23 protein-coding genes are annotated in these 24,472 nt (G+C 60.5%); 15 read left to right on the top strand and 8 right to left on the bottom strand.

Features of this window, described 5'->3' with window-relative positions:
- Nucleotides 1-37 precede the first annotated feature (37 nt).
- The 6 genes from ACRDT3_RS16285 to ACRDT3_RS16260 form a co-directional block, all read right to left on the bottom strand.
- Nucleotides 38-751, bottom strand: a complete 714-nt coding sequence (locus tag ACRDT3_RS16285) for a nicotinamide mononucleotide transporter (protein WP_431493980.1) — start codon at nucleotides 749-751, stop codon at nucleotides 38-40.
- Nucleotides 752-970: 219 nt separating this feature from the next.
- A complete protein-coding gene (locus ACRDT3_RS16280; RefSeq protein WP_431493979.1) occupies nucleotides 971-1,588 on the bottom strand; it encodes a TetR/AcrR family transcriptional regulator in 618 nt (205 codons plus the stop codon).
- Between the two features lie 32 nt (nucleotides 1,589-1,620).
- Nucleotides 1,621-2,940, bottom strand: coding sequence for a phenylacetate--CoA ligase PaaK (paaK, locus tag ACRDT3_RS16275; protein WP_431493978.1), 1,320 nt, complete (start codon nucleotides 2,938-2,940; stop codon nucleotides 1,621-1,623).
- 32 nt (nucleotides 2,941-2,972) lie between these two features.
- Nucleotides 2,973-3,419 carry a hydroxyphenylacetyl-CoA thioesterase PaaI gene (gene paaI, locus ACRDT3_RS16270; protein ID WP_128471064.1) on the bottom strand — a complete coding sequence of 149 codons (447 nt, stop codon included), beginning with the start codon at nucleotides 3,417-3,419 and terminating at the stop codon, nucleotides 2,973-2,975.
- Nucleotides 3,420-3,535: 116 nt separating this feature from the next.
- Nucleotides 3,536-4,549: a GNAT family N-acetyltransferase gene (locus ACRDT3_RS16265; protein WP_431493977.1), complete on the bottom strand. Its 1,014-nt coding sequence runs from the start codon at nucleotides 4,547-4,549 to the stop codon at nucleotides 3,536-3,538.
- Between the two features lie 20 nt (nucleotides 4,550-4,569).
- Entirely contained in the window at nucleotides 4,570-6,723 is a 2,154-nt protein-coding gene (locus ACRDT3_RS16260) for a S9 family peptidase (protein WP_431493976.1), read from the bottom strand.
- A gap of 202 nt (nucleotides 6,724-6,925) precedes the next feature.
- On the opposite strand from ACRDT3_RS16260, the gene ACRDT3_RS16255 reads away from it, so the two are divergent.
- The 9 genes from ACRDT3_RS16255 (at nucleotide 6,926) to ACRDT3_RS16215 (ending at nucleotide 14,561) form a co-directional block, all read left to right on the top strand.
- On the top strand, nucleotides 6,926-8,392 hold the full coding sequence (locus ACRDT3_RS16255) for an amino acid ABC transporter substrate-binding protein/permease (protein ID WP_431493975.1): 1,467 nt from the start codon (nucleotides 6,926-6,928) through the stop codon (nucleotides 8,390-8,392).
- Nucleotides 8,389-9,144 carry an amino acid ABC transporter ATP-binding protein gene (locus ACRDT3_RS16250; protein ID WP_431493974.1) on the top strand — a complete coding sequence of 252 codons (756 nt, stop codon included), beginning with the start codon at nucleotides 8,389-8,391 and terminating at the stop codon, nucleotides 9,142-9,144. The genes ACRDT3_RS16255 and ACRDT3_RS16250 overlap by 4 nt, the downstream gene beginning before the upstream one ends.
- 195 nt (nucleotides 9,145-9,339) lie before the next feature.
- Complete coding sequence (locus ACRDT3_RS16245; RefSeq protein ID WP_431493973.1) at nucleotides 9,340-9,789, top strand: DoxX family protein; 450 nt, start codon at nucleotides 9,340-9,342, stop codon at nucleotides 9,787-9,789.
- A 141-nt stretch (nucleotides 9,790-9,930) separates the two neighbouring features.
- Nucleotides 9,931-10,917, top strand: coding sequence for a 1,2-phenylacetyl-CoA epoxidase subunit PaaA (gene paaA, locus ACRDT3_RS16240; RefSeq protein ID WP_431493972.1), 987 nt, complete (start codon nucleotides 9,931-9,933; stop codon nucleotides 10,915-10,917).
- A gap of 1 nt (nucleotide 10,918) precedes the next feature.
- Entirely contained in the window at nucleotides 10,919-11,209 is a 291-nt protein-coding gene (paaB, locus tag ACRDT3_RS16235) for a 1,2-phenylacetyl-CoA epoxidase subunit PaaB (protein ID WP_431493971.1), read from the top strand.
- The gene (gene paaC / locus ACRDT3_RS16230) at nucleotides 11,206-12,066 is read left to right on the top strand and encodes a 1,2-phenylacetyl-CoA epoxidase subunit PaaC (RefSeq protein WP_431493970.1); all 861 of its coding nucleotides are present in this window, start codon (nucleotides 11,206-11,208) and stop codon (nucleotides 12,064-12,066) included. Before paaB ends, paaC begins: the two co-directional genes overlap by 4 nt.
- A 36-nt stretch (nucleotides 12,067-12,102) precedes the next feature.
- On the top strand, nucleotides 12,103-12,600 hold the full coding sequence (paaD, locus tag ACRDT3_RS16225; protein WP_431493969.1) for a 1,2-phenylacetyl-CoA epoxidase subunit PaaD: 498 nt from the start codon (nucleotides 12,103-12,105) through the stop codon (nucleotides 12,598-12,600).
- Complete coding sequence (paaE, locus tag ACRDT3_RS16220; RefSeq protein ID WP_431493968.1) at nucleotides 12,597-13,757, top strand: 1,2-phenylacetyl-CoA epoxidase subunit PaaE; 1,161 nt, start codon at nucleotides 12,597-12,599, stop codon at nucleotides 13,755-13,757. The genes paaD and paaE overlap by 4 nt, the downstream gene beginning before the upstream one ends.
- Nucleotides 13,758-13,775: 18 nt before the next feature.
- Entirely contained in the window at nucleotides 13,776-14,561 is a 786-nt protein-coding gene (locus tag ACRDT3_RS16215) for an enoyl-CoA hydratase/isomerase family protein (protein WP_431493967.1), read from the top strand.
- A gap of 75 nt (nucleotides 14,562-14,636) precedes the next feature.
- On the opposite strand, the gene ACRDT3_RS16210 is transcribed toward ACRDT3_RS16215, so the two are convergent.
- Entirely contained in the window at nucleotides 14,637-15,089 is a 453-nt protein-coding gene (locus ACRDT3_RS16210; RefSeq protein ID WP_013349765.1) for an Lrp/AsnC family transcriptional regulator, read from the bottom strand.
- A gap of 226 nt (nucleotides 15,090-15,315) precedes the next feature.
- Between ACRDT3_RS16210 and pdhA the strand changes: the two genes are divergently transcribed.
- From pdhA to ACRDT3_RS16190, 4 genes are all read left to right on the top strand, one after another.
- Entirely contained in the window at nucleotides 15,316-16,479 is a 1,164-nt protein-coding gene (gene pdhA / locus ACRDT3_RS16205) for a pyruvate dehydrogenase (acetyl-transferring) E1 component subunit alpha (protein ID WP_431493966.1), read from the top strand.
- Between the two features lies 1 nt (nucleotide 16,480).
- Nucleotides 16,481-17,563 (top strand): alpha-ketoacid dehydrogenase subunit beta, encoded by a 1,083-nt coding sequence (locus ACRDT3_RS16200; protein ID WP_431493965.1) that lies wholly within the window; start codon nucleotides 16,481-16,483, stop codon nucleotides 17,561-17,563.
- A complete protein-coding gene (locus tag ACRDT3_RS16195; RefSeq protein WP_431493964.1) occupies nucleotides 17,564-18,976 on the top strand; it encodes a dihydrolipoamide acetyltransferase family protein in 1,413 nt (470 codons plus the stop codon).
- Between the two features lie 235 nt (nucleotides 18,977-19,211).
- Nucleotides 19,212-20,237: a hypothetical protein gene (locus ACRDT3_RS16190; RefSeq protein ID WP_431493963.1), complete on the top strand. Its 1,026-nt coding sequence runs from the start codon at nucleotides 19,212-19,214 to the stop codon at nucleotides 20,235-20,237.
- Nucleotides 20,238-20,262: 25 nt separating this feature from the next.
- On the opposite strand, the gene ACRDT3_RS16185 is transcribed toward ACRDT3_RS16190, so the two are convergent.
- The gene (locus ACRDT3_RS16185; RefSeq protein ID WP_431493962.1) at nucleotides 20,263-21,126 is read right to left on the bottom strand and encodes a phosphatase PAP2 family protein; all 864 of its coding nucleotides are present in this window, start codon (nucleotides 21,124-21,126) and stop codon (nucleotides 20,263-20,265) included.
- 80 nt (nucleotides 21,127-21,206) lie between these two features.
- Here ACRDT3_RS16185 and ACRDT3_RS16180 point away from each other — a divergent pair, with 80 nt between their 5' ends.
- Both ACRDT3_RS16180 and ACRDT3_RS16175 read left to right on the top strand, forming a co-directional pair.
- A complete protein-coding gene (locus ACRDT3_RS16180; protein WP_431493961.1) occupies nucleotides 21,207-22,202 on the top strand; it encodes an o-succinylbenzoate synthase in 996 nt (331 codons plus the stop codon).
- Between the two features lie 125 nt (nucleotides 22,203-22,327).
- Nucleotides 22,328-24,421 carry a PhoX family protein gene (locus ACRDT3_RS16175; protein ID WP_431493960.1) on the top strand — a complete coding sequence of 698 codons (2,094 nt, stop codon included), beginning with the start codon at nucleotides 22,328-22,330 and terminating at the stop codon, nucleotides 24,419-24,421.
- Nucleotides 24,422-24,472 lie beyond the last annotated feature (51 nt).

Genomic DNA, 24,472 nt, shown 5'->3' with positions numbered 1-24,472 from the left:
CCCAGTTCACACTGGGGCGGGATCATTCTAGGTTCAGCTACTTTTCGGTTTTGGCATTCAGCTTGTCCAAGGTTTCCTGCTTGGCTTTTTGCAAGGCCAGCTCTTCCTCGTCCAGCTCGACCTGCACCGGCTCGGCAGCCTGGGCAGGAAGGCCGCGCCACAGGAAGTAGCCGTACGCGGCGGCCAGGGCGATGAAGACGTAGAGGCCAAGCATGCCCAGCATTGGCGAAATCAAGAAGTACACCACCAGGTCCGCGATAGCTGCCACAGCCAGCAGCAGCCAGCCTTCGCGAACGCCGCGGGCAATCATGACGAAGGAAGCGAAAATGGCGGCGTCAGCGAAATACATCACCCAGACTTCCGGGGTGGCGGTCAAGAAGCCGGAGTTGAAGAGGAATGGGCCGAAGCGCAATGCCACCAGCAGGATCAAGCCGACAACCATGCCCACGGCAGACCAGAGGGTGACCGGGGTCTTGGTCACTTCGCGAGTGAACTTGCCGTTGAGCTTGAACTGCGAAAAACGCCATAGGCCGAAAATCGGCAGGAGCAGCAACGGGATCGCGTAGATCAGGCCCAGCAGGTCATACTGCAATGCGGAGATCATGGGTCCTACGAAAACCGAGAGGATCAGCGTCCACCAACCCAAATCATTGCGGTGCGCAAGAAGGATTGCGGAGACGAAAACTAGCAGCATGCTAGCGGCTGACAGCAGGATCTGGACATAGGAACTACCGCTGTCTGCAGTAGCCATGAACAGGGTTTCTAAGAAGGAATCCACGGTGCTCTTAACTCGATCGATTGGCAACGACAGGTGCACGAGGCACCCCTTAGATGCTAACGGTGATTCCTGTGAGTCCGTAAATTCCCATAGGTTGGATGCGCCACAGCGACCAAGCGTTTATTCCGCATCAACGCATTGAGGCTCCCTGCTCAAAAAGCAGGGAGCCTCAATGATGGCAACTGAATGCCTCTACTTCACCACGGTGTGCAGGCCGTGGAAGAGCAGTGACACCGCTTGTTCTTCCAGCGCCGAAGCCTCCAGCGGGCCATCAACCCGGTACCAATCCACTACCGAGTTGATCATGCCGAACAAAAGTCGGGCCGTGGCGCGGGGCTCCAGGTCATCGCGAAGCTTCCCGTCGCTTTGCGCGGCCGTGACCAACTCAGCGAGCTGGCGGTCCATGGCACGGCGCCGTTCCAGCGCTTGGCGCTCCAACTCGGTGTTGCCACGCAAGCGCAGCAGCAAGGTCACATAAGGGCGCTTCTCGATCAGGATGCGGATGGTTGAGCGCAAGAAGAATTCCAAGCGCTCGTCGGCACTGCCCTCGTGCGTGCGCACTTCGGTGATGACCGCTTCCAAGGGGAAGAGTGCTTCGTCCAAGGCGAGGCGCAGCAGGTCTTCCTTGGAAGGCACGTGATGGTAGATCGCGGACTTGCTGATCCCCAAGCGGTCGGCAAGCTTGCCCATGGAGGTCGCGTCGTAGCCGTATTCGTTGAATGCCTCGACAGCAATGCGCAAAACGGCTTCTTGATCGTAACCGGGGCGGCCACGCTTGGCCGGACGGTTGGCAGTATCGGTAAGTCCCATGATTACTTTATTATCCCATGTCCCGGTCGGGACTAGTTGGAGCGCATGTCGTAGATGCGCTTGAGCTTGCCCATGGAGCGTTCCAGCGATTCCGGCTCGACAACGTCAATGGCGCAGGACGAGCCGACATGGATCTTGATGAGCTTGGCCAGTTCCTTGGCTCCGTTGGTTGCATCTTCGATGGTCGCCTCGCTGCGGCGCTCCACCTTGACTGCCAGCTGGTCCATGCGATCCGGACGGGTCAGGATCAGCTGGAAGTGCGGTGACAGGGTCGGCACCTTCAGGATCAGTTCCTCGATCTGGCTTGGGAACAAGTTCACGCCGCGCAGGATGATCATGTCATCGCTGCGCCCGGTGATGCGGCCCATGCGGCGGTGGCCGGGGCGGCTGGTGCCAGGCATCAACCGGGTCAGGTCATGGGTGCGGTAGCGGATGATCGGCAGGGCCTGCTTGGTCAGCGAGGTGAAGACCAATTCACCGTGCTCGCCATCGGGCAGCACCTTGGTCTCATCGAAAGCATCAATGATTTCCGGGCGGAAGTGGTCTTCCCAGATGTGGCTGCCATCCTTGCGTTCTCCGGATTCGCCAGCCACGCCAGGGCCCATGACCTCGGAGAGTCCGTAGATGTCGCAGGCGGTGATGTTGAACATCTCTTCCAGCTCATGGCGCATCTCTTCGGTCCACGGCTCGGCGCCGAGCACGGCCACCTTCAGCGAGGTGGATCGCGGATCAAGTCCCTTGCGCTGCATGGCATCGCCAATGGTCAGCAGGTAGGTCGGGGTGCAAAGGATCGCGTCAGGCTCGAAGTCCTGGATCAGCGTGATCTGCTTGTCGGTCTGGCCTCCGGACATGGGGATGACCGTGGCGCCGAGGTACTCTGCTGCGGCATGCGCACCCAGGCCTCCGGTGAACAGCCCGTAACCGTAGGCGTTGTGGACCTTCCAGCCTGGCTTGACCCCTGCCATGCGCAGGCAACGGGCGCCGAGCTTGGCCCAGTCTTCCAGGTCCTTCATGGTGTAGCCAACCACGGTGGGCTGTCCAGTGGTGCCCGAGGAAGCATGGATGCGGGCGACCTCATGCTGCGGAACGGCAAACATGCCGAATGGATAGTTCTTGCGCAGATCTTCCTTGTCGGTGAAGGGGAACTTGGCGAGGTCGCTCAGTTCCTTCAGATCATCAGGGTGCACGCCAGCGGCATCGTACTTTGCCTTGTAGTACGGCACGTTATTGTAGGCATGGTGCAGAGTTTCCTTCAAGCGGGTCAGCTGGATCGCTTCGATCTGCTCACGGCTCATGGTTTCTTCTGGATCAAGCGGATTCGGAAGGCTGTCGCGGTCGGTGTTCTGGGACATGCTGAAACTTTCGTGTCGGGTGGGCTGGGTGCTTAGCGGTTCTTGGGCTTCGGGACGGTGCGCGAACGTCCGCGGAACTCTGCGACGGTTTCAATAGAGCCGTCGGCCGCTGGCTGGGTCACCTTGATGTCGTAGATCCCGCTGCGGCCTTGCTGCGAGACACGGTTGCCGGTGGCAGTCAGCACTCGTCCGGGAATGGCTGGCTTGAGGAAGTTGACGTCGGCACCGGACGCGACCGTGATGGTCTCATCCGAGCCTGCCTGCGGATTGCAGCTCAGTGCGAACGCAGTGTCGGCCAGAGCGAAGATCATCCCGCCGTGGCCAATGCCGAAACCGTTGAGCATTTCCTGCCGGAGCGTCATGGTGATGACAGCGTGGCCGTCGGAGACCTCAACAACTTCGATTCCCATCCACTGCGTGGCGTAGTCATTGTGAAGAATGGCGTGCGGGACCGAATTCTCTACCTGTGTTTCGCTCATCATCTTCCTTCGCCGAATTATTTACCGAACGATCATTAGGTAATAACATTATGTGAGCTAAGTCAAGCTAGGCGAGCGTTTTGGCGGTACTGTTTCAGCGAGAATGAACAGGAAAGCTAACGCGTGAAAATTCGTCGGTGCACGTCGAGGATGAACGGCTCCTTGATCCTGTTGTAGTCCATGACCAGTCCATTTTCGCCGTCGCTCGCAGCCAGCGCGCGGGCGGCTTCCCGCTTGACCGAGGCGTAGGCCAGGCGGTCAGTGTCATTGTGTTTCAGATGCTCGCGGAAAATCAGGTGCCGCAGATACTCGGGGCTTCCTGCGCTGAAGACGTGGATATTGGCTTCGGGAAGCCGTGAGCCGGGACCAGGCTTGAGCATGCGGTGGCCGTACCACCCAGGTTCGCGGTGCCAGAGAATGATGCCGGTGGAATCCAGCGCGGGGACGTAGGACGCTTCCTGGTTCGCATCGGGAACCAGCAGGATGATGTCGATGATCGGCTTGGCGGGAAGGCCGGGAACGGACGTGGAACCGGTGTGCTCGATCGCCAGCGCTGCAGATCCCAGGGCACCGGCGATCTGATGGCGCAGGTGGTGGAAATCCTCGGCCCACTGTTCGGTCGGTTCGGCAATCGCTATCAGGCCGCGCATCAGTTCGCCGCCAACAGCCTCGTATTCCGGATCGTCTTCTGGCTGGCTGGTAAGGAGCGAGTAGCAGGGCAAGGTGCACAGGTACCTCTGGGCATCCGGCCAGCGCGGGTCGGCAGCTGACTGCGAAACGAGGCAGCCCAGCGCGCGATAGAAGCCAACCGCATCATCATCGGTGGTGGCCCAGACGTTCTTCTGATGGGAGTCGCGCAATTCAGCCAGCAAGGCGGAGCCCAGGCCCCGGCGTTGCAGGGTGGAATCAACTGCAAGATATTCGACGCAGATCGCGTATTTATCGCTGTGCCGGTAGGCCGCCAGCGCGGCCACATCGCCCACGGCAGTCGTGCTGGCAAGGACCTCAAGTCCTTCGCATTCATCGAGCAGCGCTTCAAGCGCCTGCTCATTGGCAGGCTCGGCGGCCAGCACCAGCAAGCGGCGTACCGCAGGGTCGTTGCGGTAGTCGCTGATCTTGATGTGGTGCATGGCCGCCGTTCCTCCGGTTGTCAGATTTCTTCAGTGCATCCCAGTGCGTCCAAGGCGAAGGAATAGTCCCACGCACGGGACTTCCAGGACTCGTAGCGCCCCGACGCGCCGCCGTGCCCGCCATCCATCTCGGTCTTCAGCACAATCGGTTCCGTCCCGGTGCCGATTTCACGCAGCTTGGCCACCCACTTGGCTGGTTCTACGTACAGTACACGGGTGTCGTTGAGCGAGGTGACCGCAGCGATCTTCGGGTAGTCCTGTGCCGTGACATTTTCGTAAGGGCTGTAGGACTTCATGTACTCGTAGACCTCCTTGCTCTCGATCGGGTTGCCCCATTCTTCCCATTCCAAGGCCGAAAGCGGCAGCTCTGGATCAAGGATGGAGGTCAACGCATCGACGAAAGGCACCTGGGCGATGATCGCCGTGTACAGCTGCGGGGCCATATTCGCGATGGCACCCATCAGCAGTCCACCGGCCGAACCGCCCAGCGCGGCGATGCGCTGAGGATCCGCCCAGCCGGAATCGATCAGATACCGGGTGGAATCAATGAAGTCGGTGAAGGTGTTCTTCTTGTGCAACTTCTTGCCCTGCAGGTACCAGTTGCGGCCAAGTTCCCCGCCGCCGCGCACGTGGGCGATGACAAAGACCACGCCGCGATCCAGCACGCTCAAGCGGGGAATGCCGAAACCAGGGTCCATGGAAGCCTCATAGGAACCATAGCCATAGATCAGCACCGGCTGTGGAATAGAAATATCCAGGTCGGCCCGGCGCATGATGGTCAACGGAATCCTGGTGCCATCGGCCGCGGTGGCCCACTCGCGCGTGGACAGGTACTTGGCCGGATCGAAGTTATTCACCGGAGTCTGCTTGCGCAGCACCAATGACTGGTCCTCCATCCACAGGTCGTACACGCGGGCCGGGGTGAAGTCTGCGGTGTAGCCGATGCGGATCAAAGGAGCATCCAGCTCGGCGAAGGTCGCCGAGGCAGTGAACAGCTCATCCTCGAAATCCGGTTCAATGGCTGGCTGCTGGGTTTCGGTGCCCAATCCGTCCAAGGCTAGCAGCTGCACGCGCTCGCAGGTATCACGGCGTACCGAGAGCACCACGTGCGAACCGGTCAGCGCGGTGCCCTCGATTTTGACCGTGTCCTCATGGGCCACCACGGTCCGCCATTGCGCCGGGTCAGTGTTTTCCCCCAGCTGATCCAGGGATGCCAGCGACACCATATTGTTCGGTGCCTGGTGATCGTGGGTGATCAATGCCTGGCCGGCGCCCGGCATCAAGTCGATTCCGTGCAGCACGCGCAAGCTGCGCGGCACCAGCAAGGTCACGGCGGCCGAAGGATCGGCCAGATCCAGCATGCTGGTCTCGGCGTATTCGGAGTTGCCGCTGGAGATCATCAGGATCTTGCGGTCCGGGCTCAGATCAAAGCCGAGCCACATGCCAGGATCATTTTCCTCGAAAATGATCTTGTCCTCCGCTGGGAGGGCGCCCAGCCGGTGAGCGCGAATCTGGTGTGGCCGCCAGGTCTCGTCAACCACCGTATAGAAGATAGTTGAAGAATCAGGGGAGAAGGCCAGCCCATAGAACACCCCTTCAATGGTGTCGCTCAGCAACAGGCCGGTTTCCAGGTCCTTGATGAAAAGCGTGAATCGCTCATCGCCCGCATTGTCGATACAGTAGGCGAGCAAGTTGCCTGCTTCATTCAACGCCATGCCGCCTAGCGAGAAGAACGGCTGCCCTTCGGCTAATGCGTTGCCGTCAAGCAGCACCTCTTCGGCAGGCAATGCAGTTTCCGCGTCGATTACCGGGGGAGTCCAGTCGGCAATCAGGTCCCCGGTGCCCGATGCCTTGACGCGGCACTGGATGGTGTAGGGCTTGCCTTCGGCCGAACGGGTGAAGTACCACCAGCCACGGCGACGCACCGGCACCGACAGGTCGGTTTCAACGGTGCGTCCCTTGATCTCGCTGAACAAGGCATCGCGCAGCGGCTGCTGGCCATCGGTAATGGTGTCGGTGTACTCGTTTTCTGCGGTCAGATGCGCGATTACATCCGGGTTGGCTTTCTCCCGCAACCACTCGTAGTTGTCGATGAAGTCATCGCCGTGGAAGCTGCGGGTGGTGGGCAACTTCGCGGCACGCGGAGCATTGGCGGTCAACGATTCAGGAGTCATACCCCTATTCAATCCCACTGCCGGGCATTGCGGGGGTAGCTATGCTCAGCGCGGACAGAACAGCGGTTTCAAACCGATAACGATGCAAGTACAGGCGAGTCGTGGGGTACCGGCTAGGCTTTATTCGTCCTAGGCTTGCAGGCAGAACGTATCATCTGCACCTTGGGCCATTCGCCCTTCAGCACGAGAAAGCGATACATCAGTGGAAAAGAAAAGAACAGCTGCCCCCGCCGGGCGCCTGGCCAGATGGATAGCCGCGGCTGCCATCGGTTTGATGGCCCTGGTCGTTGGGGCGCCGTCGGCCATGGCCCAAGGCAGCGAAAGCGTCGAGGGCCAAACCTACGTCATTGGCACGGATACGACTTTCGCGCCATTCGAGTTCCGCCAGAACGGCGAGCTGACCGGTATCGACATGGATCTTTTGCGCGCTATTGCCGAAGACCAGGGTTTTGAAGTCGAAATCAGGTCCCTGGGCTTCAACGCCGCCTTGGCGGCCCTGTCTTCCAACCAGGTTGACGGCGTGATCGCCGGCATGTCGATTACCGATGAGCGCAAGGAGATCTACGATTTCTCCGAGCCTTACTTCGAATCCGGCGTGCAGATGGCTGTCGCTGCCGGCAATGACGAGATCACCAGCTACGAGGACTTGAAGGGCAAGACCGTTGTCGCCAAGACTGGCGCCGAAGGCGAGAGCTACGCCAAGTCCATCGCCAAGGAATACGGCTTCCAGGTCAAGTCCTTGGACCAGTCCGCAACCATGTACGAATCGGTCAAGGCCGGTTCTGCAGTTGCCGTCTTCGATGACTACCCGGTGCTGGCCTACGGTATTGCCCAGGGCAATGGCCTGAAGACCGTCACCGATAAGGTTCCGGGCGGTTCCTATGGCTTTGCCGTGAACAAGGGCGAGAACACCGCGCTGCTGGCAGCATTCAACGACGGCCTGGCTGAGCTGAAGGCCAACGGCGAGTACCAGCAGATCCTGGACTCCTACCTTGCCGATCCGACCGCTGCAGCGCCAAGCAACTTCATTGATCTGCTGGTCAAGTCCATTCCCGCGTTGATGACCGGTCTGTGGCACACCCTGCTGGTGACCGCGATCTCCTTCGCTATCGCCATGGCCTTGGGCCTGGTCTTCGGCTTCATGAAGATCTCCGGGAACATCGTGCTGCGCGGCATCGCCACGACCTTCGTGAACATCTTCCGCGGCACCCCGTTGCTGCTCTGGGCATTCATGTTCTACTTCGGCCTGCCGCAGCTGACCGGCTGGGAGATCAGCGTCTGGACTGCAGGTGTGCTGACACTGTCGCTGAACGCCGGTGCCTATGTCGCCGAAATCGTTCGCGGCGGTATCCAGTCGGTGGATCCAGGGCAACTTGAAGCTTCCCGTTCGCTGGGCCTTGGCTACGGAAAGTCGATGCAGAAGGTCGTGATCCCGCAGGCATTCAAGATGATGACCCCGTCGCTGATCAACCAGTTGATCATCAGCCTGAAGGACTCCTCGTTGCTGCTGGCTATCGGCTTTACCGAGCTTCTCTACCAGGGCCAGCAGATCTACGCGGCGAACTTCCGTGTCACCGAGACGCTGGTGATCGTGGGCATTATCTACTTCATTGCCATTATGGCGCTGACCAAGTTGGCAAATTATGCCGATCGGAGGTTCAACAAGTGAGCACCGTAACCGAGCAAAGCTCCAACGTGAAGATCCAGGTCAAGGACCTGCACAAGTCCTTTGGCTCCAACAATGTCCTCAAGGGCATCGACATGGATGTCCGCGAAGGCGAAGTGGTGTGCGTGATCGGCCCTTCGGGGTCCGGCAAGTCCACCTTGCTGCGTTGCCTGAACAAGCTCGAGGACATTACCTCGGGCAAGGTGGTTGTCGATGGCTTCGATGTCACCGATCCTAAGGTGGACATCAATGAGGTGCGCCGCCACGTAGGCATGGTGTTCCAGCACTTCAACCTGTTCCCACATATGACGGTCGCAGAGAACATCATGCTGGCGCCGGTGGAGCTCAAGAAGATGAACAAGGCACAGGGCCGGGAGCGTGCTCTGGAACTTCTGGAACGCGTGGGCTTGCGCGAGAAGGCCAACGCCCGTCCGGCCTCGCTCTCCGGCGGCCAGAAGCAGCGTGTGGCAATCGCCCGCGCGCTTGCCATGGCCCCGGGCATCATGCTCTTCGACGAGGCTACCAGCGCTCTTGACCCCGAGATGGTCGGCGAAGTGCTGCAGGTTATCAAGGAGCTGGCCGACACCGGCATGACCATGGTCCTGGTGACCCACGAGATGGGCTTTGCGCGCGAAGTCGCTGACCGCGTGGTCTTCATGGCTGATGGAGTTGTCTGCGAGCAGGGCGAGCCGGAACAGCTGTTCGGCAACCCGCAGCAGGCGCGTACCCAGGACTTCTTGTCCAAGGTCCTCTAAGCCGTACCGCCAAGCCGGTGAAAACCGTGCTGTCCACGACCCGGCGAAACTGGTTGCGGACAGCACGGTTTTTTCGTGACGAAGCTTACGCGACAAATTCCTTCATATGCTTGAAGGTTCAACTTATCGCCTTATAGGGTTGGAGCAGTAACCAAACGGGACTATCCCCGTGCCTCAATCTTTAGGAGTTCAACTATGTTCGCTCTGGAAAACAACCCGGGCCTGCAGACCGCTGCACGCACCCTGCTTCGCGTGGCCTTCGGCTTCCTCTTCCTGGCTCACGGCTGGCAGAAGTACTTCCAGTTCACCATCGAGGGCACCACCGCTGCCTTTGGCCAGATGGGCGTTCCCGCTGCCGGATTGATTGCCCCGGTGGCCGCAACCCTGGAGATCGCTGGCGGCGCCGCGATTATCCTTGGCCTGCTGACCCGCGTATTCGCCGGCCTGCTGGGCCTGCAGATGGTTGTTGCCCTGTTCATGGTTCATGCCTCAGCGGGCGTGTTCGTGGAAAATGGCGGCTTCGAGCTTGTTCTGGCGCTGGCTGCCGGCGCGCTGGCACTGCTCCTGTCAGGTCCAGGCCGCCTCTCGCTTGATGCGCTGATATTCAAGGGCAAGAAAGCGGAAAAGACGCTCGCCAACGCCTAATCTCCAGCTTTAGCGAAACCCCGGGAATTCTTTCCCGGGGTTTTGTTGCACCTGGAAGGGGTTCGTGTTGACGTGATCGAGCGCACTCTGACATACTGAACGAACGGTCAGTATGTAATTTGTTTTCGATGAGGTGAACCCATGGCCCCGACCACACCGCAGGAGCCGGGACTGAGTGCCGTCCCGAGCTACGAAGAAGAGCAGTCCCAAGCGCGTTTCGACGCCTTGATCGATCAGGACTCCCGCGTCGAGCCACGCGACTGGATGCCTGAGAAGTACCGCAAGACCCTCAGCCGCCAGATATCGCAGCACGCGCACTCCGAAATCATCGGCATGCAGCCTGAGGCCAACTGGATCACCCGCGCTCCATCGCTGAAGCGCAAGTCGATCCTGATGGCCAAGGTGCAGGATGAAGCCGGTCACGGCCTCTACCTCTATTCGGCTGCCGAGACCTTGGGCACCACCCGCGACGAGTACAACGACCAGTTGCTCTCCGGCAAGGCCAAATATTCCTCGATCTTCAACTACCCTGCACGCACTTGGGCGGACATGGGAGCTATCGGCTGGCTGGTCGACGGGGCGGCAATCGCCAACCAGGTTCCGCTGTGCCGTGCCTCCTATGGCCCATACGGCCGTGCCATGGTCCGCGTGTGCAAGGAAGAATCCTTCCACCAGCGCCAGGGCTTCGAGATCCTGCTCTCGCTCTCGCGCGGCACCGACGCGCAGAAGAAGATGGCCCAGGACGCCATCAACCGCTTCTACGAGCCGTCGCTGATGATGTTCGGCCCTCCGGATGACCAGTCGCCAAACTCCCAGCAGTCCATGGCGTGGAAGATCAAGCGTTTCTCCAACGATGAACTTCGCCAGCGTTTCGTTGGCATGATCGCCGAACAGGTCAAGGTTCTTGGCCTGACCCTGCCGGACCCCCAGCTGCACTTCGATGAAGAAAAGAAGCAGTGGATCCACAAGGATCTGAACTGGGACGAATTCATGGCAGTTATCAAGGGCAACGGCCCAGCGAACTCGCAGCGCATGGAGCGCCGCCGAGAAGCGCACCGCGAAGGTGCCTGGGTCCGTGAAGCCGCCGCAGCATACGCAGCAAAACAAGCACAGAGTGAGGTCGCCTAGCATGAGCCAACAGAGCAATTGGCCCCTGTGGGAAGTATTTGTCCGTTCAGCCCGTGGACTCTCGCACGTCCACGCCGGCTCCTTGCATGCACCGGATGCCCAGATGGCCGTGCGCAACGCACGCGATCTGTACACCCGTCGCAACGAAGGCGTGTCGCTGTGGGTTGTGCAGTCCACCGACATCATCAGCTCCGACCCTGATGAGAAGGATTCCTTCTTCGAATCCCCGCAGGGCAAGGACTACCGCCACGCGACCTATTACAAGGCCAGCGAGGGAGTGAAGCACCTGTGAAGCACGAAGAACTCGACGAAGCCCTCGATAGCTTCGGAGATGCGCTGGCCTCGGCCACCCGCGTCACGCCGGGCAACGCCCTGCGCCCGGAAGACATCGCTGTGGACGGCGTCAAGCCAAGCGAAGAAGTTGCGCAATACGCACTGACCCTGGGCGATGACGCCCTGATCCTGGCGCAGCGCATGTCGCACTGGATTTCCCGCGCTCCTGAACTGGAAGAAGATGTTGCCCTGGGCAATATCGCACTGGATATCCTGGGCCATGCCCGCTCGTTCCTGACCTACGCCGGGCTGGCATGGGACAAGACTGAAGACGATTTGGCCTACTGGCGCGAGGAAGAAGAATTCACTTCGCTGTGGATTGTCGAGCAGCCTAACGGCCACTTCGGCGTCACCATCATCCGCCAGCTGATCGTTTCGATCTTCCAGAATCTGCTGTACAAGCAGCTGACGCAATCCAAGGATGAAACCCTGGCCGCCATCTCGGCTAAGGCAGTCAAGGAAGTCGATTACCACCGCGACCACGCCATCCAGTGGACCATCCGCTTGGGCCAGGGGACCGAAGAGTCGGCGGAAAAGATGCGGCACGCCTTGGAAATCCTCTGGCCGTATGCCGATGAGATGTTCCGCGATGAAGACGTCCACCAGAACCTTCAGGGCATCGCCGTGCTGCCTTCCACCCTGCGCGCCGCATGGGAAGAAGAAATCACCGCGGTTCTGGACGCTGCGGGCCTGGAGATCCCGTCCACCGGACAGGCCATGGCTTATGGCCGCCGCGGCGAGCACTCCGAACACCTGGGCTACCTGCTGGCAGAGATGCAAGTTCTCGCCCGCAAACACCCCGGTGCCAGCTGGTAACCACGCAACTTTTGCCCGAATAAGGGGGAAGCAGTCTTGAGCAAAACGATCGCTGACGCCAAGGACCTGTTCGCTATCGCCTCCAAGGTGACCGACCCAGAAATCCCGGTGCTGTCCATTGCAGACCTGGGGATACTGCGTGAAGTGAACATGGCCGCGGACGGAACAGTGCAGGTAGTCATCACCCCGACCTATTCAGGTTGCCCGGCGATGGATGCCATCAATGAGGACCTGTACGCCGTTTTCAGTGACGCCGGATATGAAAAGGTTGACGTCAAGCTGGTGCTGACCCCGGCATGGTCAACTGACTGGATGACCGAGGAAGGAAAGTCCAAGCTCGAAGAGTACGGGATCGCCCCACCCACCGGACAGGGCCATGCCGGCCGCGTCACCCTAGGCATGAGCGTGAAATGCCCGCGGTGCCACTCGCTGAACACCCGCGAACTGGCCCGCTTCGCCTCGACTTCCTGCAAGGCGCTCTACACCTGCAAAGACTGCTTGGAACCCTTCGACTACTTCAAGGTGCTCTCATGACCGAACAAACCACTCCCACCCGACGCCGGGCGTCCTTCCACCGGCTCACCGTCTCGAACGTGCGCCGGCTGACCAAGGACTCGATTGAAGTCAGCTTCGCCATTCCCGGGGAGCTGAGCGCAGAATACGACTACGTTGCGGGCCAGTATGTGGCGTTGCGCAAGGAAATTCCCAACGCGGAAGGCGAGCTCGTCGAGCTGCGCCGTTCCTACTCGATCTGTGCCGCCCCGACCGGGGATGAGATCAAGGTAGCGATCAAGCGCGATCTTGGTGGCCTATTCTCCACCTGGGCCAACGAATCCCTGGCTGCAGGGGACCAGATCGATGTGATGAGCCCTGCCGGCGCTTTCATCTCCAAGCACAAGCTCACCCAGATCAATGACCCATCGACCATCGACACCAAGGCGCAGGACCGCTTCGTGGCCGTTGCCGCCGGCTCGGGCATCACCCCGGTCTTGGCCATTGCCCGCACGATCCTTGAAGCCAATGACCACACCCGCTTCGACCTGATCTACGCGAACAAGGCCGCCATGGACGTCATGTTCCTTGAGGAACTCGCCGACTTGAAGGACCGCTACCCATCGCGCCTGGCGCTGCACCACGTGCTCAGCCGTGAACAGCGCATTTCGCCATTGCTCTCGGGCCGCATCGATGCCGAGAAGCTCACCACGCTGCTAACCAGCGTGGTCCAGGCGCCAAATGTGGACGAGTGGTTCCTCTGCGGCCCATTCGAGCTCGTCCAGCTGGTCCGCGACCAGTTGTCCAGCTTGGAAGTTCCCGCCGAGAAGGTCCGCTTCGAGCTATTCACCACCGGTGAGCCAACGAAGCCGCAAGGGCATATCGGCCGCCCGGTTGAGGTGGACGAGAACGAGGAAAGCTATGAGATCAGCTTCAACCTCGATGGCTTGAAGGGCGAGGTCAAGTCGCCGGTGCGCGCCAATGAAACCGTGCTGAACGCTGCATTGCGCGTACGCGCGGATGTGCCATTCGCCTGTGCCGGCGGGGTCTGCGGTACCTGCCGTGCCAAGGTCACCTGCGGTACGGTCACCATGGCCGAGAACTACGCGCTGGAACCCGACGAAGTCGAAGCCGGCTACGTGCTGACCTGCCAGTCGCACCCGACCAGCGAAAAGCTGAGCGTCGACTTCGACGCCTAGAAAGGCCAGGAAGAATCCATGATCGAACTGACGATTGCCGATTCCATCGCGCGTGTGGTGCTCAACGCTCCGCAGAAGATGAACTCGCTGGATGAAACTGCCTTGGCGCAGCTCTCGGAAGCCTATGACAAGGCAGCCGCCGCAGTGGCCGCAGGAACCGTGCGCGCGCTGGTGCTGACCGGGGAGGGGCGCGGTTTCTGCGCAGGCCGCGACATCTCCGGGGTGGATCCGGCGGATGATGACGTGATCGGCTATCTTGACGGCAAGGTCCAGCCGCTGCTGGAGAAGATGTCCAACTTCCCGGCACCAACCTTCGCGCTGGTGCAGGGTGCCTGCCTGGGCGTGGGATTGGGCCTGGCGATCGCTACCGACGTAGTCTACGTCGCAGAGAACGCCAAGATCGGCTCGCCATTCGCGAACCTCGGTGCCACCCTGGACTCGGGCGGGCACTGGCTGTTCACCGAAAGACTTGGCGCGCATCGCACCCTGGATCTGATCTACACCGCGGAACTGATCTCCGGTGCTGAAGCGGTGCGTTCGGGATTGTTCTCGCGTGCTTTCGAGCCCGGGGAACTGGTGGAGCGCAGCGAAGAAATCATTGCCAAGGTGGCCCAGGGTGCAACACAGGCATTCGTCGCCTCCAAGCAGCTGGTCAAGGAAATCCGTGACCAGCGTGCGGGCCTGTGGGAATCGATGCGCACCGAAAACCGGGCGCAGGCAGCCTTGTGCGACACTGCTGATTACGCCGAAGGATTCAAGTCCTTCCAGGAGAAGCGCAAGCCGGTGTTCACCGGCCAGAAGTAGCTTCCCGGCAAATACGAGAAGTGCACCTGGAAATGGTATCCAGGTGCACTTCTCGTGCCTTATGCGAACTGTTGGCTATCGGGTATCGGTGTCTTCGAAGATCAGCAGGGTCTGCGTATCCAGGACCGTTGGCAAGGACTGCAATTGCTCAAAGACCACGCGGCGCAGATCCAGATTGTCTTTGGCGCGCACCAGCAGGATCACATCGAAATTGCCGCCGACCAAACCCACATGATGCACCTCGGGAATGGATGCCAGATGATCACGCAGCTCGCGCCAGGAATGCTGGCGGAGTTTCAAAGTTACATAGGCACTGGCTTTGAGGCCCGCCTTTACCGGATCAATCACCGCCGTATAACGAGTGATCACCCCGGCATCTTGGAGCTTTGCGATGCGGGAATAGGCGTGGGCACGCGATACGTGCACCTTTTGTGCCACGGTGGTGACCGACTGGCGCCCGTCGCTGGTTAGCTCAGCGAGGATCGCATGGTCGACATCATCGAGTTTTAGCTCCGCTTCCGCGGCCATTGATACTCCTTGTTGACGTGTCGGACGTCTCTGTTCCAAACACAATCTATTGAAACTTTTCGTCTACGAGTATACGGATACTATTCGCAACTTTCCACGATTCCACGCCGGACTGGATACAGAATGCCACTCATACTCATAATTGATTGCAAATGATGTTTAGGTGAAGTGAGTCACAAGCGGTTGTGCTCATGGACCGAGCCAGAACCACGAAAGGTGGGAGAACATGAGCACTGAAGCACATGCGGATCGCATCTCTGATGTCAGCAAGAAATTCGGGATTACCCCTGAAGACTACATGCTGCCAGCACGCCACATGATCAACCTGTTGAACCCGGACGGAACCCTGCGCCCAGAGGACCAGCAAGGCACTGAGCCTGGCCACGAATACCCGTTGCCAAGCCCGGCCCGGCTGCTGGAAGCCTACGCGGCTCTGGTCACCGGCCGCCGCGTCAACGACCAGAACTCCGCACTGGTCCGCCAGGGCCGCATGGCCGTCTACCCGTCCAGCCACGGGCAGGAAGCCTGCCAGATCGCAGCCGCCCTGTGCCTGGGCGAGAACGACTGGCTCTTCCCAACCTACCGCGACACCGTAGCGGTGCTGACCAAGGGCGTAGCCCCGATGGAAGTCATGACCAGCTTCCGCGGCGAATGGCACTGCGGCTATGACCCGAAGGCCTATAACTGCGCGCCGATGTCCACCCCGCTCACTACCCAGTTGCTGCACGCAGTGGGTGTCGCCCACGCTGCCAAGCTGCGCGGCGAAGACACCGTTGTGGTGGCCATGTGCGGCGATGGCGCCACCAGTGAAGGCGACTTCCACGAGGCACTGAACTTTGCTGCGGTCTTCAACCTGCCGGTGATCTTCTTCGTGCAGAACAACAAGTACGCCATCTCGGTTCCGCTCTCGCAGCAAAGTGCCGCCCCATCCCTGGCTCACAAGGCTGTTGGCTACGGCATGGCCGGCGAGCGCGTGGATGGCAACGACCTGATGGCATTGATGGCCATCATGACCCGTGCGGTGCGCATGGCCCGCGAAGGCAACGGCCCGCTGCTGATCGAGGCCCACACCTACCGCATGCAGGCGCACACCAACGCCGATGACGACAAGCGCTACCGCGAGGACTCCGAGGTCCAGGAATGGATCGCCAAGGATCCGGTGACCCGCATGAAGACGTACCTGGACGATGCCGGGCTCTTGACCGATGAAACCGTAGCCAAGATCACCGCGGACGCCGAGTCGGTTGCCAAGACCCTGCGTGATGGGATGAACCAGGAATCCAACACCGATCCACGTGAACTGTTTGAGCATGTGTACTCGGCCAAGACCCCGCAGCTGGCTGAACAGCAAGCCATGCTCGTCGACGAACTAGACCGTGAGGAGGCCTAGGATGACTGCCACTACTTCGCGCTTGAACCCGAACGTCAGCGCTGCCACCGCACGAGCCGCAGCCAAGGCTGCCAACGAGCACCAGCCAGTGACCTTCGGCAAGGCGCTGAATACCGCCCTTGCTGATTCGCTGGTTGCCGATAACTCGGTAGTGATCTTCGGCGAGGATGTGGGAACCCTGGGTGGCGTTTTCCGCATCACCGATGGGCTGACCGCACGCTTCGGTTCCGAACGCTGCTTTGACACCCCGCTGGCTGAATCCGGCATTGTCGGCATGGCCGTAGGCATGGCCATCAACGGCATGCGCCCGGTCATCGAGATGCAGTTCGATGCTTTCGCCTACCCGGCATTCGAGCAGGTCGCTTCGCATGTTGCCAAGATGCGCAACCGCACCCAGGGCAAGTTGAGCCTGCCAATGGTCATCCGCATTCCTTACGCCGGCGGCGTGGGCGGCGTGGAGCACCACTGCGATTCCTCGGAAGCATACTATGCGCACACTCCAGGTCTGAAGGTCTTCACCCCCTCGTGCGTAGAGGATGCCTACCTGATGCTGCGCGAAGCCATCGATTCGGATGATCCGGTGGTCTTCTTCGAGCCGAAGAAGCTGTACTGGTCCAAGGAACAGGTGGACCTGGCACAGCTGGCCGAGCAGTACGAGGCCAAGAAGAGCGCCAAGACCGAGGGCCAGGCGCGCATTGCCCGCCCGGGCAGCGACGCCACGCTGATCACCTATGGTCCAAGCGTTTCCACCGCACTGGAAGCAGCCAAGCTGGCTGCCGAGGAAGGCATCAGCCTGGAAGTTCTCGACATCCGGAGCATCGTGCCATTTGATGATGAGACCGTCTGCGCATCGGTGCGCAAGACCGGACGGGCCATCGTGGTCGCCGAAGCCCAGGGCTTTGCCTCGGTAGCCAGTGAAATCGTGGCCCGGGTGCAGGAACGGTGCTTCCACTCGTTGGCCGCTCCAGTGCTTCGCGTGACCGGTTTCGACATTCCATACCCGGCGCCAACGCTGGAAAAGTTCCATCTGCCAAGCGCCGAACGCATTCTCGACGCGGTTGACCAGCTTCAGTGGGAGGCGTAAATGAGCATCAAGACTTTTCTCTTGCCAGACCTTGGCGAAGGCCTGACCGAAGCCGAGCTGGTGCGCTGGATGGTTGCCGCCGGTGACACTGTCGCGGTGGACCAGCCCATTGCAGAGGTGGAAACCGCGAAGTCGCTGGTGGAGATCCCCTGCCCGTTCGAAGGCGTAGTCTCGACCCTGCATGGGGATGCTGGCCAGATGATGCTCGTGGATGAGCCTTTCATCTCGGTGAACACCGGCGGCGAAGAAGCTGAAGCACCTGTGGCCGATGAAGCCGAACGTGCGCAGTCCTACCGCGAGGAAGAGCGTGCCGGCACCCAGGTACCTGCCGAAGCGGCAGCAGAAGCCGATGAGGGCAGTGGCAATGTGCTCATTGGCTACGGCACCTCCTCTGCACAGAGCAAGACCAGCCGTCGGCGCAAGCCGCGCGGCGGGGTAGCTGCGGCAGCGGCACAGGCGCCGGCCGAAGCGGTTCGCGTGATCAACCCGCTGGTACGCAAGTTGGCACGTGACAACGCATTGGATATCAGCACGGTTCAAGGCTCTGGTCCAGAAGGGCTGATTCTGCGCACCGACGTGGAAGCTGCCTTGTCGGCTGAAGCGGGTCAACCTGCAGCGGCCGCTGCCCCGGCAGCAACGGCCCCGGCCCCCGCAGCTGCGGTGCCGGCTACGCCAACCCGGGCTGGCGAGGCGGATTCGAAGACCGGCCTGCCGGTTGCTTCTACCCAGCTGCTTTCGGGGGTGCGCAAGACCATCGCCAACGCGATGAGCACTTCGCGCCGCGAGATCCCCGAGGCGACCGTATGGGTGGATGTCGATGTCACCAAGCTGCTGAAGCTGCGTTCGAAGATCAAGGAAGCCGAAGGCCAAGCTCCAAGTGTCATGGCACTGATCTCCCGCTTCGCCGTGGCCGGCTTGCAGCGTTTCCCTGAGCTGAACAGCCGCATTGAGGTTGAAGCTGATGGGGGCTTGCGCCATACCCTCTTCGAGGGCGTGAACCTCGGATTCGCAGCCCAGACCGACCGCGGCCTGGTTGTGCCCAATGTGCGCGATGCCCACAAGATGAATGCCAAGGAACTGTCGGCCGAGTTCGCTCGACTGGCTTCGGTGGCGCGCGAGGGCAAGGCCGGTGTCGCCGACCTGTCCGGCAGCACCTTCACCATCAACAACTATGGCGTGTTCAAGGTTGATGGCTCCGCGGCCATCATCAACTACCCGGAAGCGGCCATCTTGGGGCTAGGGCGCATCATCGAGAAGCCGTGGGTGGTCAATGGCAAGATCAAGGTCCGTTCCATCTGCGAGATGACACTGAGCTTCGACCACCGGGTCTGCGATGGCGGAACGGCGGCCGGCTTCATGCGCTATGTTGCCGACGCGATGACAGATCCAAAGACTGCGCTGGCCTCGCTCTAGCATCCGCAGTGCGCAGTTCTCTCTCTCAGGAGTGATCTTGATGCCCGTCGAACCTCACAAGGATCGACGGGCATCAACCTTTTTGCTGATATTTCATCAATGCCCAATCATTTATTCCCATGTCAAACATGGGTTGATAGAATTGACCCAATAATTATTTCTCTTTTGGAAATATGTTGAGTTGCTTGCCGGCCAGCTCAAAACGCGGACTAGGCAGCATGAACAGGGGATTGAGATGGCAACAGCGGGGACCGGAATCAAGAATCGGCCACTCATCTACCTGTTGCTGCTTCTTCCGGTAGCCATTGTGGGGGCCACCTACGCCCTGCTCGCCAGCAAACTGCCGGAGATGACCGCTACTCACTGGACTTCGACCTATCCGGATGGGTTTACCCGCACCGCGGTCTTTGTCCCCGTCTGCATCGGGCTAAGCATCGTTGGTGCCATCACCGGGTTGCTTTCCTTGATGCTGCGCAGTAAACCGGCATTGCTCATGGTGCTGCTCTTTGCCGGTGGACTGCTCTCCTGGAGTGCAGCTGGCGTATTCGTCAGCTCGGCGGTCTCTACGGCAATCGCCGAGACACCTGAAACCGCAGTGCTGGGCGGCATGATGGTTGTGCTGATTGCCTGCTCGCTGCTGGGCATTGCGCCGCTGTGGGTCAGCGGCATCTACCAGCAGTACACGAGGCAATCCCATGAAGACCGCCAGGCACGAATCGATGCAGCGCAAGGCATCCAGCGGCCTGCTGCGGCAGGGACACCAGCCGTGCCCCAGCAAGAATTCAAGCAAACGATGGCAGCACCGTGGTGGATGTGGCTGCTATGCCTGGTGGTGTTCGCGGCGCTTTTCGTTGCAGTTGCGTTGCCGCTGCTGACCAGTGAAAGCCAAGATGGCAGCTCGGTGGGCTTCATTGTTTCCATTGCCCTGTCCGCCTTGGCGTGCGTACTGATTCTGAGCTTGATCTGGATTCGGGTATCGATCGACGGCGATCGTTTCCGGGTATCTTCTGCGGTCTTGGGGTTTCCGATGCGAACCATCAAAATCGATGAAATTGAATCCGCGACCAGCGAAAAGATCGTTCCCATGATGTGGGGAGGCTGGGGCTGGCGAATCATTCCAGGCGGTTCGGCCATCGTGATGAAAGAACACGAAGGCCTCGTTTTCGAGCTCAAGAACAAGAAGCGTTTCGCCGTGACCATTCCGGAATCACTGCGGGCCGCGGACTTGCTCAATAACCGCATGGCCTGCAGGGAGCAGTAGCGCGCGACGTGTCGGGGCCTGTGCGCTACTTCTTGAAGGTGCGCATGGGGCCGATAACCACCGAGCGCAGCACCAAGCCGGATACCAGCGAAGCGGCCACGACATGAATGATCCCCAAGGCCGCATAGATCAATTGCAAGAACTCCGGGATCTTCTGGATGTGAGGGTGTGGCAGGAAGAAGGACAGTCCGATCACCGCAGCCCAGACAACCAGGCTGCCGGCCCCAACTTTCCTTGACCAGGTGCCCTCGGGCAGTTCATGGCTCAGTGGCTGGATGCGCTGGAGCACTACCGAGGCCATGACCAACCAGAATCCGGCCACCACAAAACCAGCGGCAATGTCACTGGGACGGTGCCAACCGCAAATCAAGGTGGCCACTCCGGTGACCGTCGCGAACAACCACGCGATCGGTTGCACTATGGGACGCAGTTTCGGTGGCGAAACCAGATACATCAGGCCCATGGCGGCGGCAGCCACAGTGGTGTGTCCTGACGGAAAGGAATTTCCTGTGGTGCCGAAATTGAAATCCGGACGAACCAAGATTTCGTGCTTGAGCAACTGCGTGCTGCCCGCTGCGGCCCCGGCCGCGATGATCGCCACGATGGCCCGAAGGAAACGGCGGTCGCGAATCACGCGATACAGCAGGAATACTGCCGCAATGGCGCCGCAGATTGCCGGCAAGAGATCCAGGAATTCACGGATCGGATTGAGCAGATCGGTCCGGGGCCACCATTGCGCCCACGCGATGAATCCAGCCTGATCGGCCCATTGCCCAACACGCTGTTGGACGAAAAATACGTATTCAAGGCAGAACAGCGAAATCAGCAGCAGCAGAGCCCACCACCACCTGATATGGTGCGGGCGCGCGGATGCTGAATGGCGAGGCATATCTCTAGGGTGTCATATCCGGCACGGGGAACGGCACAGTTCAAGCATGTAACTATGCCCACGCTCGCTAGGCTTAGAACATGAGCTTTGAACTGCCGCCCCTTGAAGATCTGCTGGCAAATTCCCATGTTGTCCGCCTGCCGATGCGTGTGAAATTCCGTGGCATCACCCAGCGTGAAGCGCTGCTGATCAAAGGACCGGAAGGTTGGGGCGAGTTCTCCGCATTTACCGAGTACGGACCGGCAGAAGCCTCTCGGTGGTTAGCCGCAGGCATCGAGGCCGCCTACCAGCCGTTCCCGGAACCGTTGCGCACCAGCATTCCGGTCAACGCCACCTTGCCCGCAGTTGCCGTGAAAGATGTCGGGGCGGTTCTCGAACGCTATGACGCGCCGCATACCATCAAGATCAAGGTGGCCGAAAAAGGCCAGGGGATTGAGCAGGACCTAGCGCGTGTAGCTGAGGCCCGGCGGCTCTACCCGCAAGCAGCGCTGCGCGTGGATGCGAACATGGGGTGGGATATCGCCCAGGCGGTCCCGGCCTTGAAGGCGCTGAGCGAGTACGACCTGCAATACGCGGAGCAACCCGTGCCTGGCATTACCGGGCTGGCAGAAGTCCGCGAGCAACTGCGCAACGCCGGAAACCCATTGAAGATCGCCGCCGATGAAGCGGTGCGGAAGCACACTGACCCCTTGGAAGTCTCGCGGTTGGGTGCCGCAGATCTGATGATCATCAAGGCCCAGCCGCTGGGCGGTATCGACGCGGTGCTGGAAATTGCCGAGCAAGCGGAACTGGATGTTGTCGTCTCCAGCGCTCTGGATACTTCGGTAGGCCTGGCCCAAGCCGCCGCCCTGGCCAGCGCGCTGCCAGAACTGCCCTATGCCTGCGGCCTTTCCACCGGCACCTTATTTGCCGATGACGTTTGCGCCGAGCCGTTGCTGGCCACCGCCGGATACTTGCCGGTGCGTCGCATTGAGCCGGATCACCAGAAACTGGATGGCTTGCGTCCAGAAGAGGCGCGAGTGCGCTGGTGGCTGCAGCGTCTGGAGTCCTGCTATACCGAGCTGACTAGGGGATAATCGCAGGCAAGAATCTGTTTCCCCGGCGTTAACCTTTGCGTTGCATTTAGAACACTTCCAAGTGAAAACCTCAGTTCGAGTCATTCCCCTGACAATGAGCCACATACTGAGGAAGTGAGCGGATCATGAATCCAACCCGTACCCTTTTGCCAATGCTGGGCCACACCCGCGGCGGCCGTTCTGCAGCTACTTGCCACTTCAAGTGCGCCGACGCCTGCACCAAGCCAGATTGCAACACTTCGTCCAACGGCTACTTCAAGGACATTGCCGACAAGTCGCTCTCCCGCCGCAGCATGCTGGGCCTGGGCGCGGTCGGTGCCTCGGCGCTGGTCATCGGCCCGCAGCTTTTCGGTGCTGCCGACGCCACCGCGGCGCCACTGGCGCCAATGAAGCCAGGCAAGGGCGGGCACCTTTCCTTCGACGCCATTGAGCCGGTGTCGCGTTCGGTAGATACCGTGTCCGTCCCGGAAGGCTACGACTGGAATGCCATCATCCGCTGGGGCGATCCGCTATTCAAGAACACCGCGGAATTCGATGCCTCCAAGCAGTCCGCCCGCAAGCAGGCTGAGCAGTTCGGCTACAACTGCGACTACCTGGACATCATCGTTGACAAGTATTCGGGCCGCACCGGCGTGCTGGTTGCCAACCACGAGTACACCAATGAAGACATGATGTTCGACTCCGCCTGGTTCGAAGCGAACCAGGAAGAAGCCCGCAAGATCGCGATGAACGCACATGGCTTCTCCGTGGTTGAGGTCAAGCGCAAGAAGAACGACAAGAAGTGGAGCTACGTGCAGGGCGGCGAGCGCAACCGCCGCATCACCGCCAGCACCGAATTCCGGGTCGATGGCCCAGCCGCAGGCAGCGACTTGCTCAAGACCGCCGCGGATCCAACCGGAACCAAGGTCCTTGGCACCTTGAACAACTGCGCCGGAGGCACCACCCCATGGGGCACCGTGCTGTCCGGTGAAGAAAACTTCGACCAGTACTTCCGCGGCAAGGGCACCGCAGAGGAATCACGCTACGGCATCGGCACCGCCGCGACCGGCCGCGGCTGGGAAGAAAGCGACCCGCGCTTCGGCCTGCACAACGAAGGCTGCGAGAACGAAGCCAACCGCTTCGGCTGGGTAGTCGAAATCGATCCGCAGGACCCTGCGTCCACCCCGGTCAAGCACACCAACCTGGGCCGCTTCAAGCACGAGGGCGCCAACGTGCGCATTGCCAAGAACGGCAAGGCAGTTGCCTACTCCGGTGATGACTCGCGCTTCGAGTACCTGTACAAGTTCGTCTCGAAGAACACCTACTCCAAGCACGATCGCAAGCACAACATGGGCTTGCTCTCCGAAGGCGACCTGTACGTTGCCAAGTTCGCCGGCAACTCGCCAGCAAGCGAAATCGACGGCAGCGGCGCAGTTCCGTCTGATGGTGCTTTCGACGGCATGGGAACCTGGCTGCCACTGGTGAAGAACGGCGAATCCAGGGTCGAGGGCATGGGCATCGACGAGGTGCTGGTCTACACCCGCCAAGCAGCTGACAAGGTCGGCGCCACCAAGCTGGACCGCCCCGAAGACGTCGAGCCGAGCCCGGTATCCGGCAAGGTCTACGTGGCACTGACCAACAACACCGACCGCGGCAAGGACGGCAAGGAAGGCGCTACCGAGGTCAGCCCGCGGGTACGCAACCGCGACGGCCACGTCCTGGAAATCACCGAAGCCGGCAACGACGCCACCGCGGCGAAGTTCACCTGGAACATCTTGCTGGTTGCCGGCGATCCAAACGTGAACGGATCGACCTACTTCTCCGGCTACCCAACGGAGAAGGTCTCGCCAATCTCCTGCCCGGATAACCTGGCCTTCGACTCCAAGGGCAACCTGTGGATCTCCACCGACGGCGCCCCGGGCACCATCGGCTACTCCGATGCACTGCACAAGGTCACCCTGACCGGCAAGGACCGAGGACGTGTGGAGCAGTTCCTGGCCGTGCCAACCGGCGCAGAGACCTGCGGCCCGCTGATCCATGACAAGGACAACTCGGTCTTCGTCTCGGTGCAGCACCCGGGTGAGGGCGGCAGCTTCGCCAGCCCTACCTCGCTGTTCCCGGACTTCGTGAAGAACGCAGCAGACGCAGGCAAGGGCGAATTCCACGGCCCACGCCCGTCGGTCGTCCAGGTCTTCATCCAAGACGCGAAGCCGGGCAAAGGCAAGGGCCGCGACAAGTAAGCGGACCTAGCCTGAACTCCAAGGGCGCCGGCAGGATCCATTCGGGGATCC

It is taken from the genome of Glutamicibacter sp. (assembly GCF_050701915.1).
GTDB lineage: Bacteria > Actinomycetota > Actinomycetes > Actinomycetales > Micrococcaceae > Glutamicibacter.
Note: the sequence above shows the minus strand (reverse complement) of the source record. Positions and strands in the feature narration are given on the sequence as shown.